Raw genomic sequence first — 20,530 nt, 5'->3', positions numbered from 1 at the left:
GGTCGGGGACCAACGACCCGGGTGCAACCGCGCCCGATCTGGTGGAATCGACGCGTGGACCTCGACCGCGCCCTGGCCGCCCTGCCCGACGACCCCCGCATCGTGGTCACCGGCAACCACGCGACGCCGTGGCACACCGTCGGCCTCGTCGACGCGGCGCTGGACCGCTACCGGCTCTGGGCGCTCAACGGCCAGCACGGCCTGCCCGACCGGGACGGCGTCACCCTCGAGACGTCCTTCGTCGGCCCGGGGCAGCGACGCAGCCCGCGGCTGAGCTACTACCCGTCGCGGCTCTCGATGGTGCCGACGATGTTCGGCCGGCAGCTGCCGCCGGACGCGGTCGTGCTGCACACCACCCGCCCGCGCGACGGCAAGGTCTCGCTCGGTGTCGAGGTCAACGTCCTACCCGCGGCCCTCGAGGCGGCCAAGCGCCGCGGTGGCCTGGTGATCGCGCAGGTCAACGACCAGATGCCGTGGACGTACGGCGACGCGCTGGTCGACCTCGACCTCGTCGACGTGCTGGTGGAGGCGGACGCGCCCCTGCCGACCGCGCCGGTGACGGCGATCGACGACGCGTCGGCCCGCATCGGCGAGCTGGTCGCGGGGCGGGTGGGCGACGGCTCGACCCTCCAGGCCGGCATCGGCGCCGTACCCGACGCGACCCTGCAGGGGCTCCGGGACCGCAGCGGTCTGCGAGTGTGGACCGAGATGTTCTCGGACAGCATCTTCGCGCTGGAGAAGATCGGCGCCCTGGACCGCAACGTGCCGATCACGGCGTCCTTCCTCTTCGGCTCACCGGAGCTGCTGGCCTGGGTCGACGGCAACGACCGGATCGAGATGGCGCGGACGGAGACGACCAACAGTCCGGCGCTGATCTCGCGCAACCCGGCCATGGTCAGCGTCAACACGGCCCTCCAGGTGGACCTCTTCGCGCAGGCCAACGCGTCCCGGATCGACGCCCGCATCCACTCCGGCTTCGGGGGCCAGACCGACTTCATCGTCGGTGCGATGCATGCCGCGGGCGGCCAGGCCTTCATCGCGCTGCGCTCGTGGCACCCCAAGGCCGACTGCTCGACGATCGTGCCGCTCGTCGACGAGCCGGTGACGTCCTTCCAGATGTCCGCGGTCGTCACGGAGCAGGGGGTCGCCGAGATCGCCGGCAACGACCAGCGCGAGCAGGCCCGTCAGCTGATCGAGAACGCGGCGCACCCGAGCGTGCGGGAGGAGCTGCGCGAGGAGGGGGTGGCGCTGGGTCTGCTGTAGGCGCCTGCCGGGACCTCTCTAGGATTGGGCGCATGACGCAGCAGCCGTTCTCCCGCCCGGGCGCCATCGACCTGTCCGGCCTCAAGGCCCCCGCACCGCAGGCCGGGGGCGCGGCTCCCACCGGTGGAGCGGCGGCCGGCGGCTCGTCGTACGCCGTGCAGGTCAGCGAGGAGAGCTTCCAGGCGACGGTCGAGTCGTCGATGACCGCGCCGGTGATGCTGGTCTTCTACTCGCCGACCCGGATGCCGGAGAGCCAGCAGCTCGCCGACGACTTCGTGACGTTGTCGACCGAGTTCGAGGGCCGCTTCCTGGTCGGCCTCGTCAACATCGACGACGCGCCGGGGATCGCCCAGGCGATGCAGATCCCGTCGATCCCGCTCGTGGTCGCCGTCCTCGACGGCCGCCCGGCGCCGATGATCCAGGACGTGCTGCCGCTCGACGAGCTGCGGACGGCGATGACCCAGGTCATGCAGCAGCTCACCGCGCAGGGCGTCGCGGGCCGGCACCAGCCCCGGTCGGCGGCCGTCGACACCGACGGCGACGGCGAGCCCGACTACGACCCGCGCTACGCCGCCGCGCAGGACGCGCTCGGCGACGGCGACATCGACCGGGCCGTCGAGGAGTACCAGAAGCTCGTGACCGCCAACCCCGCCGACGTCGAGGCCGCGGCCGGCCTCGCGATGGCCAAGGTGCTCCAGCGCACCCAGGGGGTCGACCTCAACGCTGCGCGCGCGGAGGGGGCGGCCAAGCCCGAGGACGTCGACGCCCAGACGATGGTCGCCGACCTGGACATGCTCGGTGGACACGTCGAGGACGCGTTCAACCGCCTGGTCAACCTGGTCCGCCGTACGTCCGGCGACGAGCGCAACGCTGCCCGCGAGCACCTGCTCGGGCTCTTCGCCGCCGTCGGCAACGACGACCCGCGGGTCCTCAAGGGCCGGCGGGACCTGATGTCTGCGCTGTACTGAGTCCCGCGAGCACGGCTCGTACGGCGGGGGAGCCGGCCATGCTGCGCCGGTGCACCGCGATCACGTCGCGGGTCGGCTCGGGGTCGTGCGCGGGGACGCCGACCAGCTCGTCGCCGAGCGGCTGACGGCCCAGCCGGGGGACCAGCGCGATCCCGAGACCAGCGCGGACCAGCGCCAGGTGGGAGTCGAACTCCATCGCGGTGTGCGCGATGCGGGGCAGCCGCCCGGTGCCGGCGTACATCCGGGTCAGCCACTCGCGGCAGATGGTGCCCTCGGGCGTGGCGATCCAGCCCTCGTCGACCAGGTCGCGCGGGGTGATGCGACTGCGCTCGGCCAGCGGGTGGTCGCGCCGGACCACGACGTCGGCGACGTCGTGCGCGACCTGCGTCGTCTCGAGGTGGTCGGGGATCGTGATCGGCACGTCGCCCCAGCGGTGCACGACGCCGAGGTCGCTCTGGCCGGTCGCGACCAGGTCGATGGTGTCCCACGGCTCGCGCTCGGTCAGCGAGAGGGTGAGGTCGGGGTGGGCGGCGCGCAGGTCGCGGACGACCGGCGCGACCAGGCCGCGCATCGCGGTGGAGAAGGCGGTGAGCCGCAGGTGGCCCGACACCGCGCCGGCGCGCTCGTGCAGCCCCGACTCGACCTCCTCGAGGTCGGCGAGCAGCCGGGCGCCCGCGTCGACGAGGTGCCGGCCGTGGTCGGTGAGGATCACCCCGCGGCCGACCCGCTCGAGCAGCGGGACGCCGGTCTGCCTCTCGAGCCGCTTGACCTGCTGGGAGACCGCGCTCGGCGTGAAGCCCAGCGCGTCGGCGGCCCCCACGACGGAGCCGTGGGTGTCGACGGCGCGGAGGCTGGTGAGGGCGGCCAGGTCGATCATGCAGCAATGCTACCTGGATCCATGCACGATCATTCGCTGGTGCTTCATGGTCCCGCCCGGTTGACTGGTCGCGTGAACCGCCGTGACTCGCTCCTCGCCGCCCTCGTCGCCAGCATCTGGGGCTTCAACTTCGTGGTGATCGACTGGGGGATGGACGGCGTCCCGCCGCTCCTGTTCGTGGCGATCCGGTTCACGGTCGTGATCTTCCCGGCGATCTTCTTCGTCGCCCGTCCGGGCGCGCCCTGGCGGGTGGTCGCGGCGGTCGGGGCGTTCATGTCCCTGGGGCAGTTCGGCTTCCTCTACGTGTCGATGGACGCCGGGATGCCGCCGGGGCTGGCCGCACTGGTGCTCCAGGCCCAGGTCATCTTCACGATCCTGATCGCCGCCGGCGTGCTCCGTGAGCTGCCGACACCCCCGCAGGTGCTCGGCGTCGCCGTGGGCGCGGTCGGTCTGGCCGTCGTGGCCGTCGGGCGCGGCGGGCAGGTCACCGTCGTCGCCCTCGCGCTGTGCCTGCTCGGCGCGCTGTCGTGGGGCATCGGCAACGTCGTGTCGCGTGCGTCGGGCGTGACGGGCGGCCTGTCGCTGACGGTGTGGTCGGCGCTCGTCGTACCTGTCCCGCTGGTCGCGCTCTCGCTGGCCGTCGACGGCCCGACCGTCGTCGGCGACGCGCTCGCGTCCTTCTCGTGGCAGGCCGGGGTCTCGACGCTCTACACCGCGGGGCTGGCCTCGCTGGTCGGGTACGGCGTCTTCAACACGCTGCTGTCCCGCAACCCGTCGTCCTCGGTCGTGCCGTGGGTGCTGCTCGCGCCGGTCGTCGCGATGGCCTCGGCGTGGGTGCTCCTCGACCAGCGCCCCAACTCGGCCGAGCTGCTCGGCGGCGTGCTGCTGATCCTCGGCGTCCTGGTCGCGATGCGCCCGGTGCGGGCGTCGCGGGCGCCCTCAGGCGGCGGGGGAGTAGACGAGCTGGTCGTTCGGGACGATGTCGCGCCCCAGCGGTAGCAGCGAGATCGGGATCATCTTGAAGCTGGCGATGCCGAGCGGGATGCCGATGATCGTCAGGCACATCGCCACCCCGGTGACGGCGTGGCCGATCGCCAGCCAGACGCCGGCGACGACGAACCAGATCACGTTGCCGATCGCTGACCCGGCCCCCGCGGTCGGCTTCCGGACCGCCGTACGCCCGAACGGCCAGAGGGCGTAGTTGGCGATCCGGAAGGACGCCACCCCGAACGGGATGGTGATGATCAGGAGGCAGCAGATGACGCCTGCGATGACGTACCCGATCGCCATCCAGAAGCCGCACAGCACCAGCCAGATGACGTTCAGCACGACGCGCATGGCATCAATCTAGCCAAGGGCTACGCGGCCGGACCCTTCGCGCGTACGTCGGCGACGGTGTCCATCGCCTGGCGGAGCTCGGCGATCCAGTCGCCCTCGTGCTGCCCGACCAGGCGCACGCACCAGGCGAGCGCGTCGGCGCGGGAGCGGGCGACACCGGCGTCGACCAGGGTGTCGAGCACCAGCCGCTGCGGCTGCCGGAGGCGGGTCATGGTCGGCGCCGACACGTGGGTCCAGAGCTCGCGGTGCCCGCTGTCGGGCTCGCCGACGGCCAGCCCCCACGAGACCTTCCGCTCGAACCGGTGCTGCGCCTCCCGGGCGATCTCCATCCGCTGGTCGCGGGTCTCCTCGCGGAACGCCGACGCCCGACCGGCTCGCGCCTCGGCCAGTGCCGCCTCGGACGAGCCCTCGAGCTCGACATCTGCCACGGACAGGATCACCGTGATCTCCTCGCGGTCCACGGTGACGTCGGCGGGGGCGAGCTGCCACTCCGCCGGGAGCCGGCCGGCGAACCAGCCCGTCACGCGCTCCTGAGTCTCGTTTGTAATCATGTAATCATTCTGGCACGAGCGATCAAGGAGATCCCCGGTCCACCGCAGCACTCACTCGGCGGCGCCGGTCGGGCAGGAGGCGTCGGACGCGGTCCGGTCGTCAGGGATCGCGACGCCCTCCAGCTCGCGGACGACCGCGTCGGCGCCGCGGGAGCGGCCCAGGTTCCACGCGAGCCAGTCGTCGTCGGCGGGTGCCCACCCGGCGAGCGCGCACGCCGCCTCCCTGTCGTCCAGCTCGGCCAGCACCGGCACAGCGTCGTCGGACAGGCCGCTGAGGTAGCTCCAGTCGACGCGACCGGTCTCGTGGTAGCGGTCGACGTTGTGCTGGGCGATCCAGGCGTCGGGGTTGATCGCGACCAGGCCGAGCAGCCCGACGACCCCGGTGATCCAGGCGAAGCGCGGCAGCCAGCCCACGGTGAGCGCAACGCCGCCGGCCATCACCGCGAGCACCAGCAGGCCGAGCCAGCCCTCGAAGACGTCGACCAGCAGCCGCATCCGGGTGAAGCCGTAGGCCTCCTGGTAGACGTGCATGCGGTAGAGCGCGGAGGCGACGACGACCAGGGTCTCCACGCAGAGCACCCCCAGCGAGACCCGGAGCCACAGTCGGTCCCCCGAAGTCTCCCTCGGGGCCTTGCGCGAGGCCGCCCAGATCACCAGCAGGGTCAGGGCGGTGGCGACCGTGAGCTGGCCGAAGCCCTGGTGGACGTAGTCGGCGTACGTCAGCCCCGTGGTCCGCTTCAGGTAGTCGTGCCCGCCGAAGACGACGGTCGCCTGGGCCGCCAGGAACGCCGCGAAGACCACCACGACGACCAGCACGGGCGCCAGCCACTCGTAGCGGTTGGCGACCGGTCGCGACGGCCGCGCCGGGGCGTCGACGCGCGGCGGGTTGAGCGCGAGGTACGCCGCCGCGAGGACCACGCCACCGACCGCGACCATGACGAACGCGCGCTGCACGAAGGTGTCGATGGTCAGGTCCGGCAGCAGCGCACCGACCCACTCGGCGAGCAGCGCGTCGGCGGAGACGAACAGCGCCCCGAAGACGACCAGGAGCAGCGCCGACCAGATCAGCGTGCGGAGCAGGGCGGCGCCCTGACCGATGCCCGGGACGGCGGCGAGCGTGCGCCCGAGCCACGGCAGCCCACGCAGGCCGGCGAGCGGCCACGAGACGCCGGCGAGGACGAACCCCGGCACCGTCCGGCCGTGACAGACACCGACGACACAGGTCGCCGCGCCGGTGACCACGCTCAGCGCGACGATCCAGTCGGCATCCCGCACCATCGGCACCGCGGCGAGCGCCACGCAGAGCGCCGTGCAGGTGAGGGTGAACGGGTCCCTCCGTCGGGTGCTCGCCGTCAGGACCACGGCACCGGCCACGAGCAGGAGCAGCGTCATCCCGAGCCCGTTGACCGCCTCCGGGAGCACCAGGCTGCCGAGGACGCCCGACGCGACAGCGCCGAGGACCAGCCCGATCCGGGTCGGCACCGAGGGCTCCGGCCAGAAGACGCCGAAGAGGTCGTCGAGGACCGAGCGCGGCGGGACGGGGCGTGCGGCGGTGACGGGTGGGGCGACGGGCACGGGAACCTCCGGGATCGAGACGGGTGCAGAAGCGGGTGCGGGGCGGTCGGACGGGGAGAGGGGGAGCTCCACCCGGACCCGGGCCCCGGTCGTCCCGGGCTCGGGGTCGACGAAGCGGATGGAGCCGCCGTGGAGGTCGGTCACCCAGCGGGCGATGGCGAGGCCGAGGCCGGTGCCGCCGGTGCCCTCGGTCGCGCGCAACGTGCCGAAGGGTTCGAACACGCGCTCCCGGTCGGTTGGGGCGACACCGCTGCCCTGGTCGAGGACCTCCACGACGTAGCGCTCGTCGTCGCGCCGGGCGCTCACGAGGACCCTGCCCCCGGCGGGGCTGTGCCGCGAGGCGTTGTCGAGGAGGTTGGCGACGAGCTGGTGCATCCGGGCGGGGTCCGCATGCACCACGAGGTCGGTCGGGTCGACGCGTACGTCGTACTCGACCTGGCGACCGAGCACCCGCGCCTCCGCGACAGCCGCCTCGAGCAGGGGGCCGATGGGGACGGGCGTCGGAGTCAGCGGTGCCTTGCCCGCGTCGACCCTGGCGAGGTCGAGCAGGTCTTCGACGAGTCGGCTCATCCGCTCGGCCTGGGCGAGGGCGGCCGCGAGCGTCGCCGGGTCGGAGGGCGCGACGCCGTCGACGACGTTCTCGAGCACGGCGACCAGGCCCGCGATCGGGGTCCGCAGCTCGTGGCTCACGTTGGCGACCAGCTCGCGGCGCTGGCGGTCGGTGCTGGCGAGGTCGCGCGTCATCTTGTTGAAGCTGCGGGCCAGGTCGCCCACCTCGTCGCTGGAGGTCTCGGTGACGCTGACGTCGTAGTCGCCCCTCGCCATCCGGCGGGCCGCCTCGGTCATCTGCCGCAGCGGCGAGATCATCCCGACCGCCAGCAGCTGGGTGACCGCGAGGGCGAGCCCGATGGTCACCGGGATGCTGAGCCAGGCGCCGACGCCCGCGGAGCGGCCGATCGACGCGACGACGGACGCCACGGTGACGCTGACGGCGACGAGCAGGCCGAGCTTGACCTTGAGGGACCTGACCCGCGCGAGCGGCTGCGTCCGTTCGTTGCTCACTCCGGCACCGCGAGCGCGTAGCCGATGCCGTGCACGGTGCGGACCAGGTCGGCGCCGACCTTCCCCCGCAGCCCCTTCACGTGGCTGTCGACGGTGCGCGTGCCGGTCCCGGCGGCCCACCCCCAGACCTCGGCGAGCAGCCGGTCGCGGGAGACGACGGCGCCGGGCGTCGCCGCGAGGCAGAGCAGCAGGTCGAACTCGGTGGGTGTCAGACGCACCTCCTCGTCGCCGCGCCAGACCCGTCGGGCCGGCGCGTCGACGCGCAGGTCGCCCAGCTCGAGCGCGCGGCGGCCTGCGAGCTCGGAGGCGCGCTCCACCCGGCGCAGCAGCACGGCGACCCGCGCGACCAGCTCGCGCATCCGGAAGGGCTTGGTGAGGTAGTCGTCGGCCCCGACACCGAGCCCGATCAGCACGTCAGCCTCGTCGGCACGGGCAGTGAGCATCAGCACCGGCACGGGTCGCACGGCCTGGATCCGCCGGCACACCTCGTGGCCGTCGTACCCCGGCAGCATGACGTCGAGGACCACCACGTCGGGACGGTGCTCGGCCTCGGCGCCGACGGCGCCGGGCCCGTCGAAGGCTCGGACGACGTCGTACCCCTCGGCCTCGAGCCGGTCGGAGACGGCCTGGTTGATGACCGGGTCGTCCTCGACGACGAGGACCCTCCGGTTCGCACTGGTCATGCACCGAAGGCTAGGCGCGCGGCGGCGCAGGGGTGGGGGACGACCTGTGGAGGTTCTGTGCAGATCCGAGTGCCGTGCGGCCGGTCAGCGCCGGCCGGACTCGGTGTACGCCGGGCCGCCGCCCGCGGCCAGGTTGGCCAGCGCGGAGGTGATCCGGCGGGCGGTGAAGTCGGCGCAGCGCTCGGTGACCTGCTCGAGGGTGCAGAATTCGGCGGAGCGGATCTCGCGGGCCTCGCGGACGATCGAGTCGGTGAGGGAGGCGTCGTGGACGCCGCCGTCGAAGACCAGGCAGAGGGCGTCGTCCCAGCCGCTCCACGGCGGCAGCCAGTCGGTGAGCACCAGCCCGCCGGCCGGGATCGTCAGGCCGAGCTCCTCCTCGATCTCGCGGCCCACGGCGTCGCGTGGCGACTCGTTGACCTCGACCACACCGCCGGGCAGGTCCCAGTCGGGCTTGTAGGTCAGCTGGCAGAGCAGCACCCGGTCGTCCCGGTCGCGCACCAGCATCTGTCCGATCGCGCGCTTGCGGGGGAGGAACGAGTTGAGCAGCGCCCGGAACCCCTCGGGCTCGTGCAGCGGGGTGTCGGTCGCGAGCCGGGCGTAGACCACGCGGTCGACCGGCGCTCCGTCGACGGTGACGCCACGCATCACGCCCTCGCGGCGCAGCCCCGACCAGGTCGCTGCCCGCTGGGCGCCCTCGTCGTCGGGGTCGACGAGCGCCTCGACCCGGGCGTGGTCGGCGAGCGCGGCCACCACGGCGTGCCGGATGACGTCGATCGGCTCGTCGTCGGCCCACGAGATCCGGGCAACCCCCGTCGCGACGGTGGTCACGGCGGTCGTCTCCTGGGTCACGTGACGACTCTAGCGATCAGCCGCCCGTCAGGATGCACGCCGCCTGAACCACACGGTCGCGAGCGGCGGGACGACGATGGTCGCGTGCGCCGGCTGGCCCGACCACTCGCCCTCGACGGCGGTGACGGAGCCGAAGTTGCCGACCCCGGAGCCGGCGTACGCCTCGGCGTCGGAGTTGAGGATCTCCTCCCACTCGCCCGCCGCCGGGAGCCCGACCCGGTAGTCGTCGTGCGGCACCGCCGCGAAGTTGGACACGCAGACCACGTCGGGTGCGTCGCCCGACCCGCGCCGGATGAACGAGAAGACGTTGCGGCCGGCGTCGTTGGCGTCGATCCACTGGAAGCCGCTGGGGTCGTTGTCGCGCGACCAGACGGCCGGCGAGCCGACGTACGCCGCGTTCAGGTCCCGCACCAGGTCGGAGACGCCGCGGTGCTCGGGGTGCTCGAGCAGCCACCAGTCCAGCTCGCGCGACTCGGCCCACTCGGACTCCTGGCCGAGCTCGCAGCCCATGAAGAGCAGCTGCTTGCCGGGGTGCGCCCACATGAAGGCGAGGTAGGCGCGCAGGTTGGCGAGCTGCTGCCACCGGTCGCCTGGCATCTTGCGCAGCAGCGAGCCCTTGCCGTGCACGACCTCGTCGTGGGAGAGCGGGAGCACGAAGTTCTCGGAGAACGCGTAGACGAGGGAGAAGGTCATCTCGCCGTGGTGGTAGGCCCGGTGCACGGGCTCGTGGGCCAGGTAGTCCAGCGAGTCGTGCATCCAGCCCATGTTCCACTTGAAGCCGAAGCCGAGCCCGTCGGCCGACGTCGGCCTGGTGACGCCCGGCCAGGAGGTCGACTCCTCGGCGATCGTCGCGATGCCGGGGATCCGCTTGTAGACGGTCGCGTTCATCTCCTGGAGGAACTGCACCGCCTCGAGGTTCTCGTGCCCGCCGTGGATGTTGGGCGACCACTCGCCGTCCTCACGGGCGTAGTCGAGGTAGAGCATCGACGCGACGCCGTCGACGCGCAGGCCGTCGGCGTGGAACTCCTCGAGCCAGTAGACCGCGTTGGCGTACAGGAAGTTGCGCACCTCCCGCCGGCCGAAGTTGAAGATGTGGGAGCCCCACTCCTTGTGCCAGCCGCGCTGCGGGTTGGGGTCCTCGTAGAGCGGCGTGCCGTCGAAGCGCGCCAGCGCCCACTCGTCGGTCGCGAAGTGGCCGGGTACCCAGTCGAGGATCACGCCGACGCCGGCCTGGTGCAGCCGGTCGACGAGCAGCCGGAAGCCGTCGGGGTCGCCGAAGCGCGCGTCCGGCGCGAAGTACGACGTCACGTGGTAGCCCCACGAGCCGCCGAACGGGTGCTGCATCACCGGCATCAGCTCGACGTGCGTGAAGCCCAGCCCGGCGACGTACGCCGGGAGCTCCTCGGCCAGCTCTGCCCAGGACCAGAAGCGCCCGTCGTGGTGCTTCTTCCACGACCCGAGGTGCATCTCGTAGACGCTCATCGGGCCGTTGACGGGGGAGCCCTTGGCGCGCTCGGCGAGCCAGTCGGCGTCACCCCAGTCGTAGTCGGACTCGAAGATCCGGGACGCGGTGTCGGCGGGCTTCTCGGCCCAGGCCGCCATCGGGTCGGCCTTCTCGCGCCACTCGCCGTCGGGGCCGAGGATCACGAACTTGTACGCCGCGCCGCTGCGGACGCCCGGCACGAAGAGCTCCCAGACGCCGGAGGTGCCCAGCTGGCGCATCGGGTGCTCGCGGCCGTCCCAGCTGTTGAAGTCGGCCTTGATCCGCACCGCCCGGGCGGACGGCGCCCACACCGCGAACGACGTGCCGGTGACGGGCTCCAACGCTCCCGGGTAGTGGCGGACCCGCGCCCCGAGCACCTCCCAGAGCTGCTCGTGGCGGCCCTCGTTGATCAGGTGCAGGTCGACCTCGCCGAGCGTCGGCAGGAAGCGGTAGGGGTCGTCGAGCACGACGGGCTCCGCGCCGTACGACGTCGCGACGCGGTAGTCGGGCACGTCGGGGAGCGGCACGACGCCGACCCAGATGCCCTCGTGCTCGTGGGAGAGGTCGACCGAGCCGCCGTCCCAGCGCACCTCGACGGAGGACGCGAGCGGCCGCAGCACGCGCACGGTCACGGCGCCCTCGTGCGGGTGCGGGCCGAGCACGCCGTGCGGGTTGCCGTGCTCACCACGGACCACCTGGTCGAGCTCGGTGGCCGAGACGGGCTGGATCGCAGGTCCTGCGGGGGTCGTCATGGGTGTTCCATCCTTGCGACCGCCGCCAGTGGGATGTCCACCCAGGCGGGTCGGTTGCGGGTCTCGTAGACGGTCTCGTAGACGACCTTGTCGGCGACGTAGGCGTCGAGCAGCACCCGGTCCTCGTCGCTGACCGCGCCGCCGGCGTACGCCGTCAGGAAGTGGTTGCTGTTGCGGTGCGCCCACTCGTCGGCGCGGTAGGCCCGCTGCGACGCGCCCTCCGCGTCGTCCTGCGCGAAGGAGCGCTCGACCACGCGCGGGGCGTAGTCGAAGGAGCGCAGCATCCCGGCGACGTCGCGCCAGGGGGAGTCGGGCAGCAGCCGCTCGGCGAGCGGCTTGGCCGGCTCGCCCTCGAAGTCCACGATCTTCCAGCCCAGGCTGGTCCGCAGGGTCTGACCGAGGTGGAGATCGCCGTGCACCTGCTGGACGTCGAGGCCGGGCAGGGCGCGCACCCGGTCGTAGGTCGCGCGCAGCGTCCCGGCGTACGGCGCCAGCTCGGGCACGACGTCGAGCGCAGCCTCGAGCCGGGTGGTCATGGCGTCGGCGAGCTCCACCGCCGCGTCGGCGCCGCGGCGCTCGGCGGGGAAGTTCTGCGCCAGCACGGCGTGCACCTCGCGCAGCGCGTCGCCGAGCCGCGTCGACTCCCCGGCGAAGTCCCCGCCCGCCTCGTGGGCGTGCAGGTCGGCCTCGGCGAAGAGGTTGCGCGCGCTGGTCAGGGCGAGGTCCCAGCCGTCACTGGCGGTGCGCAGGAACTGCTGGAGCATCGCGAGCTGCATCGTCGTGCCGCCGTCGTCGTCGGCCCCGCTGTCAGGCGAGCCGTCGACCCAGTCGAGCCAGCCGTAGAGCGCGGCGATGTGCTCGGAGCCGGTGCGGGTGAGGACGTCGTGGACCTGGATGTCGGGGTTGACGCCCGGCGTGATCTTGCGGAAGACCTTCATCAGCGAGTCCTCGCCGAAGGCCACCGACGAGTTCGACTGCTCGCCCGAGAAGAGGGTCGAGTGGGTGTCCAGGTCGAGGTCGTGGCCGCTGAGCCGGTGGAAGGCGAGCCCGCTGTCGAGGTCGGTGCGGTTGCCACCGGTCTCGTCGGCTGCCGCGGCGAACGCGCGCAGCCACAGCGCCATCGCCTCCCGGTCGTGGAGCGCGTCGTAGGCGTGCACCCACCCGAACTCCGGCTCCTCCCACCAGCCCAGGAACGCATGGTCGAGCCGGGTCTCGGGCTCGGTGTAGAGCGCCAGCGGAACCTGGTAGATCTCGGTGCCGCCCGGGGCGTCGCCGTAGGCGACCTCGACCAGGTCGATCACCACCCACAGGCCGTCACCACTGCCCGGGAGCTCACCGATCCGGCGGACTCCGGACACCGAGAACGGCCGGCCCTTGCCGCCGAACCAGCGGGTGCGCTCGAGGTAGCGGACGAAGACGTCCGGGTCGACCTGGGAGACGGGTGGCGTCACAGCAGCTGGCCCTCCTCGGTGGGTTCCGGCGCGGTGAGCCGGAACCAGTAGAAGCCGTAGCCGGACAGGGTGAGCAGGTAGGGCAGCTCGCCGATCTCAGGGAACGGCACCCCGCCCAGCAACTCGACCGGGGTCCGGCCCTGGTAGCGGCGCAGGTCGAGCTCGACCGGCTGGGGGAAGCGGGAGAGGTTGTTGACGCAGAGGATCACGTCACTGGTGCCGTCGGCGCTGGTGTGCTCCCGCACGTACGACAGCACCGACGGGTTCGAGCCGCCGAGGTCGTGGAAGTCGCCGAGCCCGAAGGCCTCGTGGTTACGGCGCGCGTGGATCATCCGCCGCGTCCAGTGCAGCAGTGACGACGAGTTCTCGAGCTGGGCTTCCACGTTGACCGACTGGTACCCGAAAACCGGGTCCTGGATCACGGGACGGTCCAGCTTTCCCGGCGTGGCGGAGGAGAAGCCGGCGTTGCGGTCGGCGGTCCACTGCATCGGGGTGCGTACGCCGTCGCGGTCACCCAGCCAGATGTTGTCGCCCATCCCGATCTCGTCGCCGTAGTAGAGGCACGGCGATCCGGGCAGCGAGAGCAGCAGCGCGTTGAAGAGCTCGATCTGGTTGGTGTCGTTGTCGAGCAGCGGGGCCAACCGGCGGCGGATGCCGATGTTGGCCTTCATCCGCGGGTCCTTGGCGTACTCGCCCCACATGTAGTCGCGGTCGTCGTCGGTGACCATCTCGAGCGTCAGCTCGTCGTGGTTGCGCAGGAAGATGCCCCACTGGCAGTGCTCCGGGATGGCCGGCGTCTGCTCGAGGATCTCCGAGATGGGGAACCGCGACTCGCGGCGCACGGCCATGAAGATGCGCGGCATCACCGGGAAGTGGAAGGCCATGTGGCACTCGTCGCCGCCGACGTCCGGGTCGCCGAAGTAGTCGACGACGTCCTCGGGCCACTGGTTGGCCTCGCAGAGCAGCACCCGGCCCGGGTACTCGTCGTCGACGACCTTGCGGACCTTCTTGAGGAAGTCGTGGGTCTCGGGGAGGTTCTCGCCGTTGGTGCCGGGGCGCTCGTAGAGGTAGGGCACGGCGTCGAGACGGAAGCCGTCCATGCCCATGTCCATCCAGAAGCGGATCGCGTCGATGATCGCGTCGTGCACGGCCGGGTTGTCGAAGTTGAGGTCCGGCTGGTGGGAGAAGAACCGGTGCCAGAAGTACTGCTGGCGCACCGGGTCCCAGGTCCAGTTCGACGGCTCGGTGTCGACGAAGATGACCCGGGCGTCCTCGTAGAGCTCGTCGGTGTCCGACCAGACGTAGAAGTCGCCGTACGGACCCTCGGGGTCGGTGCGCGACTGCTGGAACCACTCGTGCTGGTCGCTCGTGTGGTTCATGACGAAGTCGATGATCACGCGCAGGCCGCGCTTGTGCGCCTCGCCGAGGAAGAAGCGGAAGTCCTCGATGGTGCCGATCTCCGGGTGCACCCCCGTGTAGTCGGCGACGTCGTACCCGTCGTCGCGCAGCGGGCTCGGGAAGAACGGCGGGATCCACAGGCAGTCGACGCCCAGCCACTGGAGGTAGTCGAGCTTCTCGACCAGGCCGCGGAAGTCGCCGGTGCCGTCGGCGTTGGAGTCGCGGAACGCGCGGACCAGGACCTCGTAGAAGACCGCGGTCTTGAACCACTCGGGCTGGCGGCTGGTCATCTCGTCGGTGATCGGCTGCTCGCTCACGCGGTCCTCCTCACGCTCAGGATGTGCGCGGGCTCGTGGTGCGGGTCGAGCCGGACGTAGTTGTGCTGGCTCCAGGTCCAGTCCTCGCCGGTGATCTCGTCGTGCACGACGAACGAGTCGGTGTCGGCGAAGCCGAGGGCGGCCAGGTCGAGGTGGACCGTCGTCTCGCGGGTGGCGTGCGGGTCGACGTTGACGACGACGATGACCGTGTCCTCCTCATGAGCCTTCGAGAACACCAGGATGTTCTCGTCGTCGCTCCAGTGGATCGTGACGTTGCGCAGCAGCTGCAGGGCAGGGTGTGCGCGCCGGATCTCGTTGAGCCGGGTGAGGTACGGCGCGAGCGTGCGGCCCTCGCTCTCGGAGCCGGCCCAGTCGCGGATCCGCACCTGGTACTTCTCCGAGTCGAGGTACTCCTCGCTGCCCGGTCGCACGGCCACGTGCTCGAAGAGCTCGAAGCCGGCGTACACGCCCCAGCTCGGCGAGCCGGTGGCTGCAATGGCGGCGCGGATCTTGAACGCCGCGGGGCCGCCGTACTGGAGGTAGGCGTGCAGGATGTCGGGGGTGTTGACGAAGAAGTTCGGCCGCATCAGGTGGTCGGTCTCGCGGGAGAGCTCGCGGAGGTACTCCTCGATCTCCCACTTCGCGTTGCGCCACGTGAAGTACGTGTAGGACTGCTGGAAGCCGACCGCCCCGAGGCCGCGCATCATCGCCGGGCGGGTGAAGGCCTCGGCGAGGAAGAGCACGTCCGGATCGGTACGACGCACCTCGGTGAGCAGCCACTCCCAGAACGCCACGGGCTTGGTGTGCGGGTTGTCGACCCGGAAGATCCGCACCCCGTGCGACATCCAGAGCCGGACGATCCGCAGCACCTCCTGGCCGATGCCGGTGGGGTCGTTGTCGAAGTTGATCGGGTAGATGTCCTGGTACTTCTTGGGCGGGTTCTCGGCGTAGGCGATGGTGCCGTCGGCGCGGGTGGTGAACCACTCCGGGTGGCTGGTGACCCACGGGTGGTCCGGTGCCGCCTGCAGCGCGAGGTCGAGCGCCACCTCGAGCCCGAGCTTGCCGGCCCGGGCGACGAAGGCGTCGAAGTCCTTGAACGTGCCGAGGTCGGGGTGGATCGCGTCGTGGCCGCCGTGCTTGGACCCGATCGCCCACGGCGAGCCAGGGTCGCCGGGACCCGGGTCCAGGGTGTTGTTGGGTCCCTTGCGGTTGACCTCGCCGATCGGGTGGATCGGCGGCAGGTAGATGACGTCGAAGCCCATCGCGGCGACCGCGTCGAGGCGCTTGGCGGCCGTCTTGAAGGTGCCGCTGACGACCTTGCCGGTCTTCGCGTTGGTCTTCGCGCCCTCGGAGCGCGGGAAGAACTCGTACCAGCTGCTGAAGAGCGCCTTGGTGCGGTCGGCGTACGCCGGGTAGGGGCCCTCGACGGTGAGCAGCTCGCGGATGGGGTGGCTCTCGAGGGCGGTGATCACCGCCGGGTCCTCGATCGCGGCGAGCCGCGCCTCGGCTGGGCGCGTCTCGTCGGAGGCCGATTCGATGGCCCCGTCGATGACGCGTCCGTGGTCCACCGAGTCGGGGTCCGACGGGTCGAGCGAGGCGCGGACCCGCTCGAACAGCAGCCGCCCCTCGGTGAACATCAGCTCCACGTCGACACCGGCGCGGATCTTGATCGGCCCGTCATGGAACCAGGTGCCGAGCGGGCTCGACCACGCCTGGATCTCGAAGGTCCACGCACCGCCGGCGTCCGGGGTCAGCCACGCCTCGTAGAGGTCGGGCACGTCGGCGTGCTCGGTCATCCGCACGGGAGGACGGCGTACGCCGTCGGGGTCGGTGAGCACGACCTCCGCGCCGAGCCGGTCGTGTCCCTCTCGGAACACACTCGCCGTGACGGGGAACGGTTCGCCGACCGTCGCCTTCGCCGGTCGGCGACCGAGATCGACGAGGGGCGTGACGTTCATGACGGGGATGCGTCCGACCATGCGCTCCAACCTAGCGAGAGTGCGGGCAACTGCGGCAAGTGCGCTGGTCCCTTACCCGTCATCCACCAAGTGATGCGCGCGCGTGACGCCGGCCTCGCCGGTGGTTGTGGCGCGAGGAGCGCCAGCGACGAGCCTCGAAACCACGCCTCAGCGCTTGCGGACCACCGTGATCGTCACGACCCTGGACGTCGAGCCGCGGTAGGCCTTCGGGTCGCTCGGCACGAACGTCACCCGGAAGCGGTGCTTGCCGACCGACAGGCCCTGGGTGAGCTGGATCGTCGTCCGGCCCCGGCCGAGGGTCACGGCGCCCCCACGCTTCCCGTCCCGGATGACGACGAGCCTCCCGGCGCGGCCGATCGACGCGCCGCCGCGGACGACGGAGACGAGGAGCGCGGCACGCTTGCCCCGGACGACGCGCTTCTTGCTGGCGGCGATCCGGGTGGTGGTCGACTTGGGCGTCGGCTTGGCCGTCGTCGGGGGCGTCAGCACGCCACCGGGTGCGGCAGCCGACTCGAAGACCTGGAGCTCCGAGGCGTGCACGATCGTGCCGCGGTCGGAGGCCGTGGCGCAGTCGGTGTCGTTGGTCGGGTCGTTGTCGAGCTCCCCGGCGTACTCGTCGTTGCCCGTGCACTGGTTCTCCAGCCCGACCAGGCGGACGGCCGCCGCCTGCGTGGCGGGTACGTCGAAGGTGCGCATCGTCTGGTCGGGCGCGACCGGCCGCGGCACGGTGCCGGGGAAGGCGTCGTCCGCGGACGTGTAGAAGGTCGTCCACGTCGCACCGTCGCTCGCGCAGTCGGCGACGCAGGCCTGGAGCTCGAACTTCCGGAGCGCGGTGAAGCGCGAGCCGGAGTCCGGGTCGGCGGCGAGCGGCAGCTCGTTGGGGTCGGCCGGGGCCGGGGTCAGCAGGGCGCTGACCTGCACCCGGCGGACCGTGTGCACCCCGCCGGCGAGGGCGACGGCGACCGACGGGTGCGAAACGTCGACGTTCTCCGCCGTGACGCCGCCCCAGTTGGTCGCCTCGGTGCCGTCGATCAGCGACTCCGGGTTGAGCGAGCCGGCCGTGGAGCCGATCACGGAGGCGCCGGCCGCCGCGCTGGCGAGGTTGACGTCGCTGTCGGCGATCTGCACGGTCTTGTCGGCAGCGCCCACGGTGAGCGTGAACCGCTGGAAGCCGCGTGCGGCGGAGACGTAGAGCATCCGGTAGGTGCCGGGTGTGAAGTCCGCGCTGGCCCCGAGCGCGGTGGCCGGGTCCGTGTCGGCGACCGGGGTCGCGCGGGCCTCGAAGTCACCGACGTAGATCGAGCCGGTGCCGGCCGACGCGAAGGTGACGGTGCCGTTGGGTCCCTGCGGCGACGCGAAGCTCGGCGTCGGGTCGGAGGAGTCCGCGTCGGGGGTCGAGGACGTGGCGCCCATGCCGCGGCGGGCGAACGCCGCCCACAGGGTGTCGACGTCGGCCCCGCCGAAGCGCATCGTGTCGGCCGCGATCATCGCGTCCCGGGCGTCCAGCATCGACGTCGCACCCTGCTGCAGCAGGAAGGCGTCGAAGACCAGCTGGATCCAGCGCCGGTTGCCGGGGCAGAGCTTCGCGGGCAGCGGGCTCTGGGCGCCCGAGGCGATCGTGCACTCCTTCTGCAGCTGCTTGTCGGCGTACGGGAACTGGCTGTCCCACTTCTCGACCAGTGCCTGGCGGACCTCCCACTGGGTGCCGTTCCAGATCTCGCCGTCGGCGTGCACCTCCGGACCGGTGGTGTCGAAGCCGTAGTCGGAGTAGTTGAGCGGGTTCTTGTCGATGGCGTAGTCGCGGATGCCCGCCGTGGCGTTGCCGGTGGCGTAGGGGCCGACGACCCACGGGCTCGCGCCGTTGGAGTAGCCGTTGCCGAACATGTGCTCGGCGGCGTTCAGGTCGCCCCACGACTCACCCATGGCGCCACCCTGCTCGGACGTGATGCCGTCGTCGGGGCCGCCGATCATCCGGTTGGAGATGGCGTGGGTGTACTCGTGGCCGACGATGCTCATGTCGAGCGCGCCGTCGGCGCAGGGCGAGTAGAAGGCACCGGCGATGGGCTGGAAGAGGTACTGGTTGGTGATGCCGGGGACGCCGTCGTTGAGCGTGATCTGGTTGGCGTTGTCGCGCCCCAGCTGGGTCGGCGTGCCGCCGGTGAGCGCACCCGCCTGGGCGTTGCCGACCTCGGCGTCGCCGCCCACGCCGCCGTGGCCGCGGTTGCTCAGCTGGAGGTTGTAGTTGTCCTCGGTGAACCCGAGGTAGTAGCTGTAGTCGTGCATCCGGTTGTGCGACGTGAAGAGGTTGCCCACGCTCGCGTCGATGTCGTTGCCGGTCGGCACCAGCTGGGTCGGGTCGCAGCCGGACTCGTTCCACGCGTCGGTGAACTCGGTCGTGTACTCACGCGTCGGCGAGACCGGGGCCTGCAACAGACCGCCCGGAGCGAGCGGGTCGGCCCAGGCCTCGTGGGTGTTGGCGTTGTTGCCGACCGTCGTCGAGGTCGGGACGCCGGCGACGGTGTCCCACGGGCCGTCGTTGGCCGCGCTGTTGGCGAGCGGGCCGTTGGGCGTCGTGCAGCCGGGACCCGTGCCCGTCCAGCAGCCGATCACCGAGTTGGAGGGGATGGTGCCGACCGCGGTCGAGGCGAGATCGGGGTTGGCGGTGAAGTAGCGCCACGACGGGTCGATGCTCAGGTCACCGGTCGACGGCGAGCCGGTGTCGCTCGTGGCGACCAGGACGGCGTACTGCCCGACGGTGATGGAGGCGCCGTCGAAGGGGCAGACCTGCACGGTGTAGGCACCCGCGTCGAACCCGTCGGCGTCGCTGAACGTCGCCACCTCGGGGCTCGTCAGCAGGTCCTGGGTCTCGTGCAGCCCGCCGGGGCCCTCGAGGGTGACGGTGACGTCGTCGGTCGGCAGGGCGAGTGCGGTCGCGGTGATCGACTTCGTCAGGGCGTCGTCGAGCTCGAACGGGTGCTCCGGGCCGCACGTCGTGTTGCTGACCGTGCCCTGGAAGACGTTGGTGTACATCGCGTTGTCGACCGCGTTGTGGCGCACCAGCACGTCCTTGTCGACGCCGTCGACGAGCACGCGGTACGCCGTGGACGCGCCGCCGGCGACCTTGACGACGTTGGCCTCGAGGACCGGGCGGACCGAGCCGTCGGCCATCGCGAGGGCGCGCAGGCGAACCGTCTGCTCCTGCGGGAAGCCGGGGACCGTGAGCCTCGTCCAGCCGGCGGAGACCGCGGAGACGATGTCGCCGACCTGACCGGCGGCGACGCCGAGTCCCACGTCCTCGGCGGCGGCGAGCCAGCCCTGCAGCGGCGTGACCGTGCTCGCCGGCGGGGTCTGGGTCGTGCGGGTCAGCGAGGAGGAGACGTAGGCGACCTGGCCGTCGGCGACGCCGACGGTGACCAGACTCCCGGACGCCGGCTTCAGACCGCCGAAGGTCTGCCGGAAGAGCACGGCGTGGGCGTCGGAGTCCACGAGGCGCTGGTCGTTGACGAGCTCGAGCCCGCTGAGCTGGGCGGCATCGAGGCCGAGCAGCGTGGCGTGGTCGGTGACCCAGGTCTTGGCCGCGGTCACCGGGTCGCCGGGCGCGGCCCCGAGGGAGCCGTCCTTCGGAAGGATCGAGGCCGGCGTGCCGAAGTCGTTCCAGCGCAGCTGCGCCGGACCGAGCGCGGCGACGGCGGAGCGCTGGAGGGCCGTGGGCGCCACGGTGCCGCGGACGTCCACCTCCCGCAGGCCGTGGACCGGGTCGCCGAGGGTCCGGCTGACGGCGGGGGTGGGGCCGGGGCCGGCGGGTGCGTTGGAGGAGGCGGCGGCCGGCAGCTGTGCCACGCCAGCGAGCAGAGTGCCGGTGACGAGGGTGCCGGCGACGAGCGGCACGAGGAGGCGGGCGGTCATGCCCCCGACAACGGCGGACGTCGCCGTTCGTTATGTGAACCCCGGCGGCCCTGGGGGCCGCCGCTGTAACGGACGTGG

General features: G+C 71.9%; 14 protein-coding genes. 3 read left to right on the top strand and 11 right to left on the bottom strand.

What is annotated here, in order from left to right:
• The first annotated feature begins 54 nt into the window (after positions 1 to 54).
• The gene (locus ASC77_RS06960; RefSeq protein WP_056150398.1) at positions 55 to 1,263 is read left to right on the top strand and encodes an acetyl-CoA hydrolase/transferase family protein; all 1,209 of its coding nucleotides are present in this window, start codon (positions 55 to 57) and stop codon (positions 1,261 to 1,263) included.
• 32 nt (positions 1,264 to 1,295) lie between these two features.
• Positions 1,296 to 2,231: a tetratricopeptide repeat protein gene (locus tag ASC77_RS06955; RefSeq protein ID WP_056150396.1), complete on the top strand. Its 936-nt coding sequence runs from the start codon at positions 1,296 to 1,298 to the stop codon at positions 2,229 to 2,231.
• Here the strand turns inward: ASC77_RS06955 and ASC77_RS06950 are convergent.
• Positions 2,194 to 3,108: a LysR family transcriptional regulator gene (locus ASC77_RS06950; protein ID WP_056150394.1), complete on the bottom strand. Its 915-nt coding sequence runs from the start codon at positions 3,106 to 3,108 to the stop codon at positions 2,194 to 2,196. The genes ASC77_RS06955 and ASC77_RS06950 overlap by 38 nt on opposite strands.
• A gap of 72 nt (positions 3,109 to 3,180) precedes the next feature.
• Here ASC77_RS06950 and ASC77_RS06945 point away from each other — a divergent pair, with 72 nt between their 5' ends.
• A complete protein-coding gene (locus ASC77_RS06945) occupies positions 3,181 to 4,107 on the top strand; it encodes an EamA family transporter (protein ID WP_056150391.1) in 927 nt (308 codons plus the stop codon).
• Here ASC77_RS06945 and ASC77_RS06940 read toward each other — a convergent pair.
• The 10 genes from ASC77_RS06940 to ASC77_RS06895 all read right to left on the bottom strand — a co-directional run bounded on the left by ASC77_RS06940 (position 4,048) and on the right by ASC77_RS06895 (position 20,452).
• Complete coding sequence (locus tag ASC77_RS06940) at positions 4,048 to 4,446, bottom strand: YccF domain-containing protein (RefSeq protein ID WP_056150389.1); 399 nt, start codon at positions 4,444 to 4,446, stop codon at positions 4,048 to 4,050. The genes ASC77_RS06945 and ASC77_RS06940 overlap by 60 nt on opposite strands.
• 20 nt (positions 4,447 to 4,466) lie before the next feature.
• Positions 4,467 to 4,997, bottom strand: coding sequence for a hypothetical protein (locus ASC77_RS06935; protein ID WP_082574543.1), 531 nt, complete (start codon positions 4,995 to 4,997; stop codon positions 4,467 to 4,469).
• Between the two features lie 51 nt (positions 4,998 to 5,048).
• A complete protein-coding gene (locus ASC77_RS06930; protein WP_082574542.1) occupies positions 5,049 to 7,634 on the bottom strand; it encodes a DUF4153 domain-containing protein in 2,586 nt (861 codons plus the stop codon).
• The gene (locus tag ASC77_RS06925; protein ID WP_056150385.1) at positions 7,631 to 8,317 is read right to left on the bottom strand and encodes a response regulator transcription factor; all 687 of its coding nucleotides are present in this window, start codon (positions 8,315 to 8,317) and stop codon (positions 7,631 to 7,633) included. The genes ASC77_RS06930 and ASC77_RS06925 overlap by 4 nt, the downstream gene beginning before the upstream one ends.
• An 84-nt stretch (positions 8,318 to 8,401) precedes the next feature.
• A complete protein-coding gene (locus ASC77_RS06920; protein ID WP_056150382.1) occupies positions 8,402 to 9,166 on the bottom strand; it encodes an NUDIX hydrolase in 765 nt (254 codons plus the stop codon).
• Positions 9,167 to 9,193: 27 nt separating this feature from the next.
• On the bottom strand, positions 9,194 to 11,401 hold the full coding sequence (gene glgB / locus ASC77_RS06915; protein ID WP_056150379.1) for a 1,4-alpha-glucan branching protein GlgB: 2,208 nt from the start codon (positions 11,399 to 11,401) through the stop codon (positions 9,194 to 9,196).
• Positions 11,398 to 12,852 carry a maltokinase N-terminal cap-like domain-containing protein gene (locus ASC77_RS06910; protein WP_056150377.1) on the bottom strand — a complete coding sequence of 485 codons (1,455 nt, stop codon included), beginning with the start codon at positions 12,850 to 12,852 and terminating at the stop codon, positions 11,398 to 11,400. The genes glgB and ASC77_RS06910 overlap by 4 nt, the downstream gene beginning before the upstream one ends.
• A complete protein-coding gene (treS, locus tag ASC77_RS06905) occupies positions 12,849 to 14,540 on the bottom strand; it encodes a maltose alpha-D-glucosyltransferase (RefSeq protein ID WP_056150477.1) in 1,692 nt (563 codons plus the stop codon). The genes ASC77_RS06910 and treS overlap by 4 nt, the downstream gene beginning before the upstream one ends.
• 23 nt (positions 14,541 to 14,563) lie before the next feature.
• Entirely contained in the window at positions 14,564 to 16,546 is a 1,983-nt protein-coding gene (locus ASC77_RS06900; RefSeq protein ID WP_056150375.1) for an alpha-1,4-glucan--maltose-1-phosphate maltosyltransferase, read from the bottom strand.
• Between the two features lie 147 nt (positions 16,547 to 16,693).
• Complete coding sequence (locus ASC77_RS06895; RefSeq protein WP_082574541.1) at positions 16,694 to 20,452, bottom strand: M36 family metallopeptidase; 3,759 nt, start codon at positions 20,450 to 20,452, stop codon at positions 16,694 to 16,696.
• Positions 20,453 to 20,530 lie beyond the last annotated feature (78 nt).

Source organism: Nocardioides sp. Root1257, assembly GCF_001425175.1.
Lineage (GTDB): Bacteria > Actinomycetota > Actinomycetes > Propionibacteriales > Nocardioidaceae > Nocardioides.
Note: the sequence above shows the minus strand (reverse complement) of the source record. Positions and strands in the feature narration are given on the sequence as shown.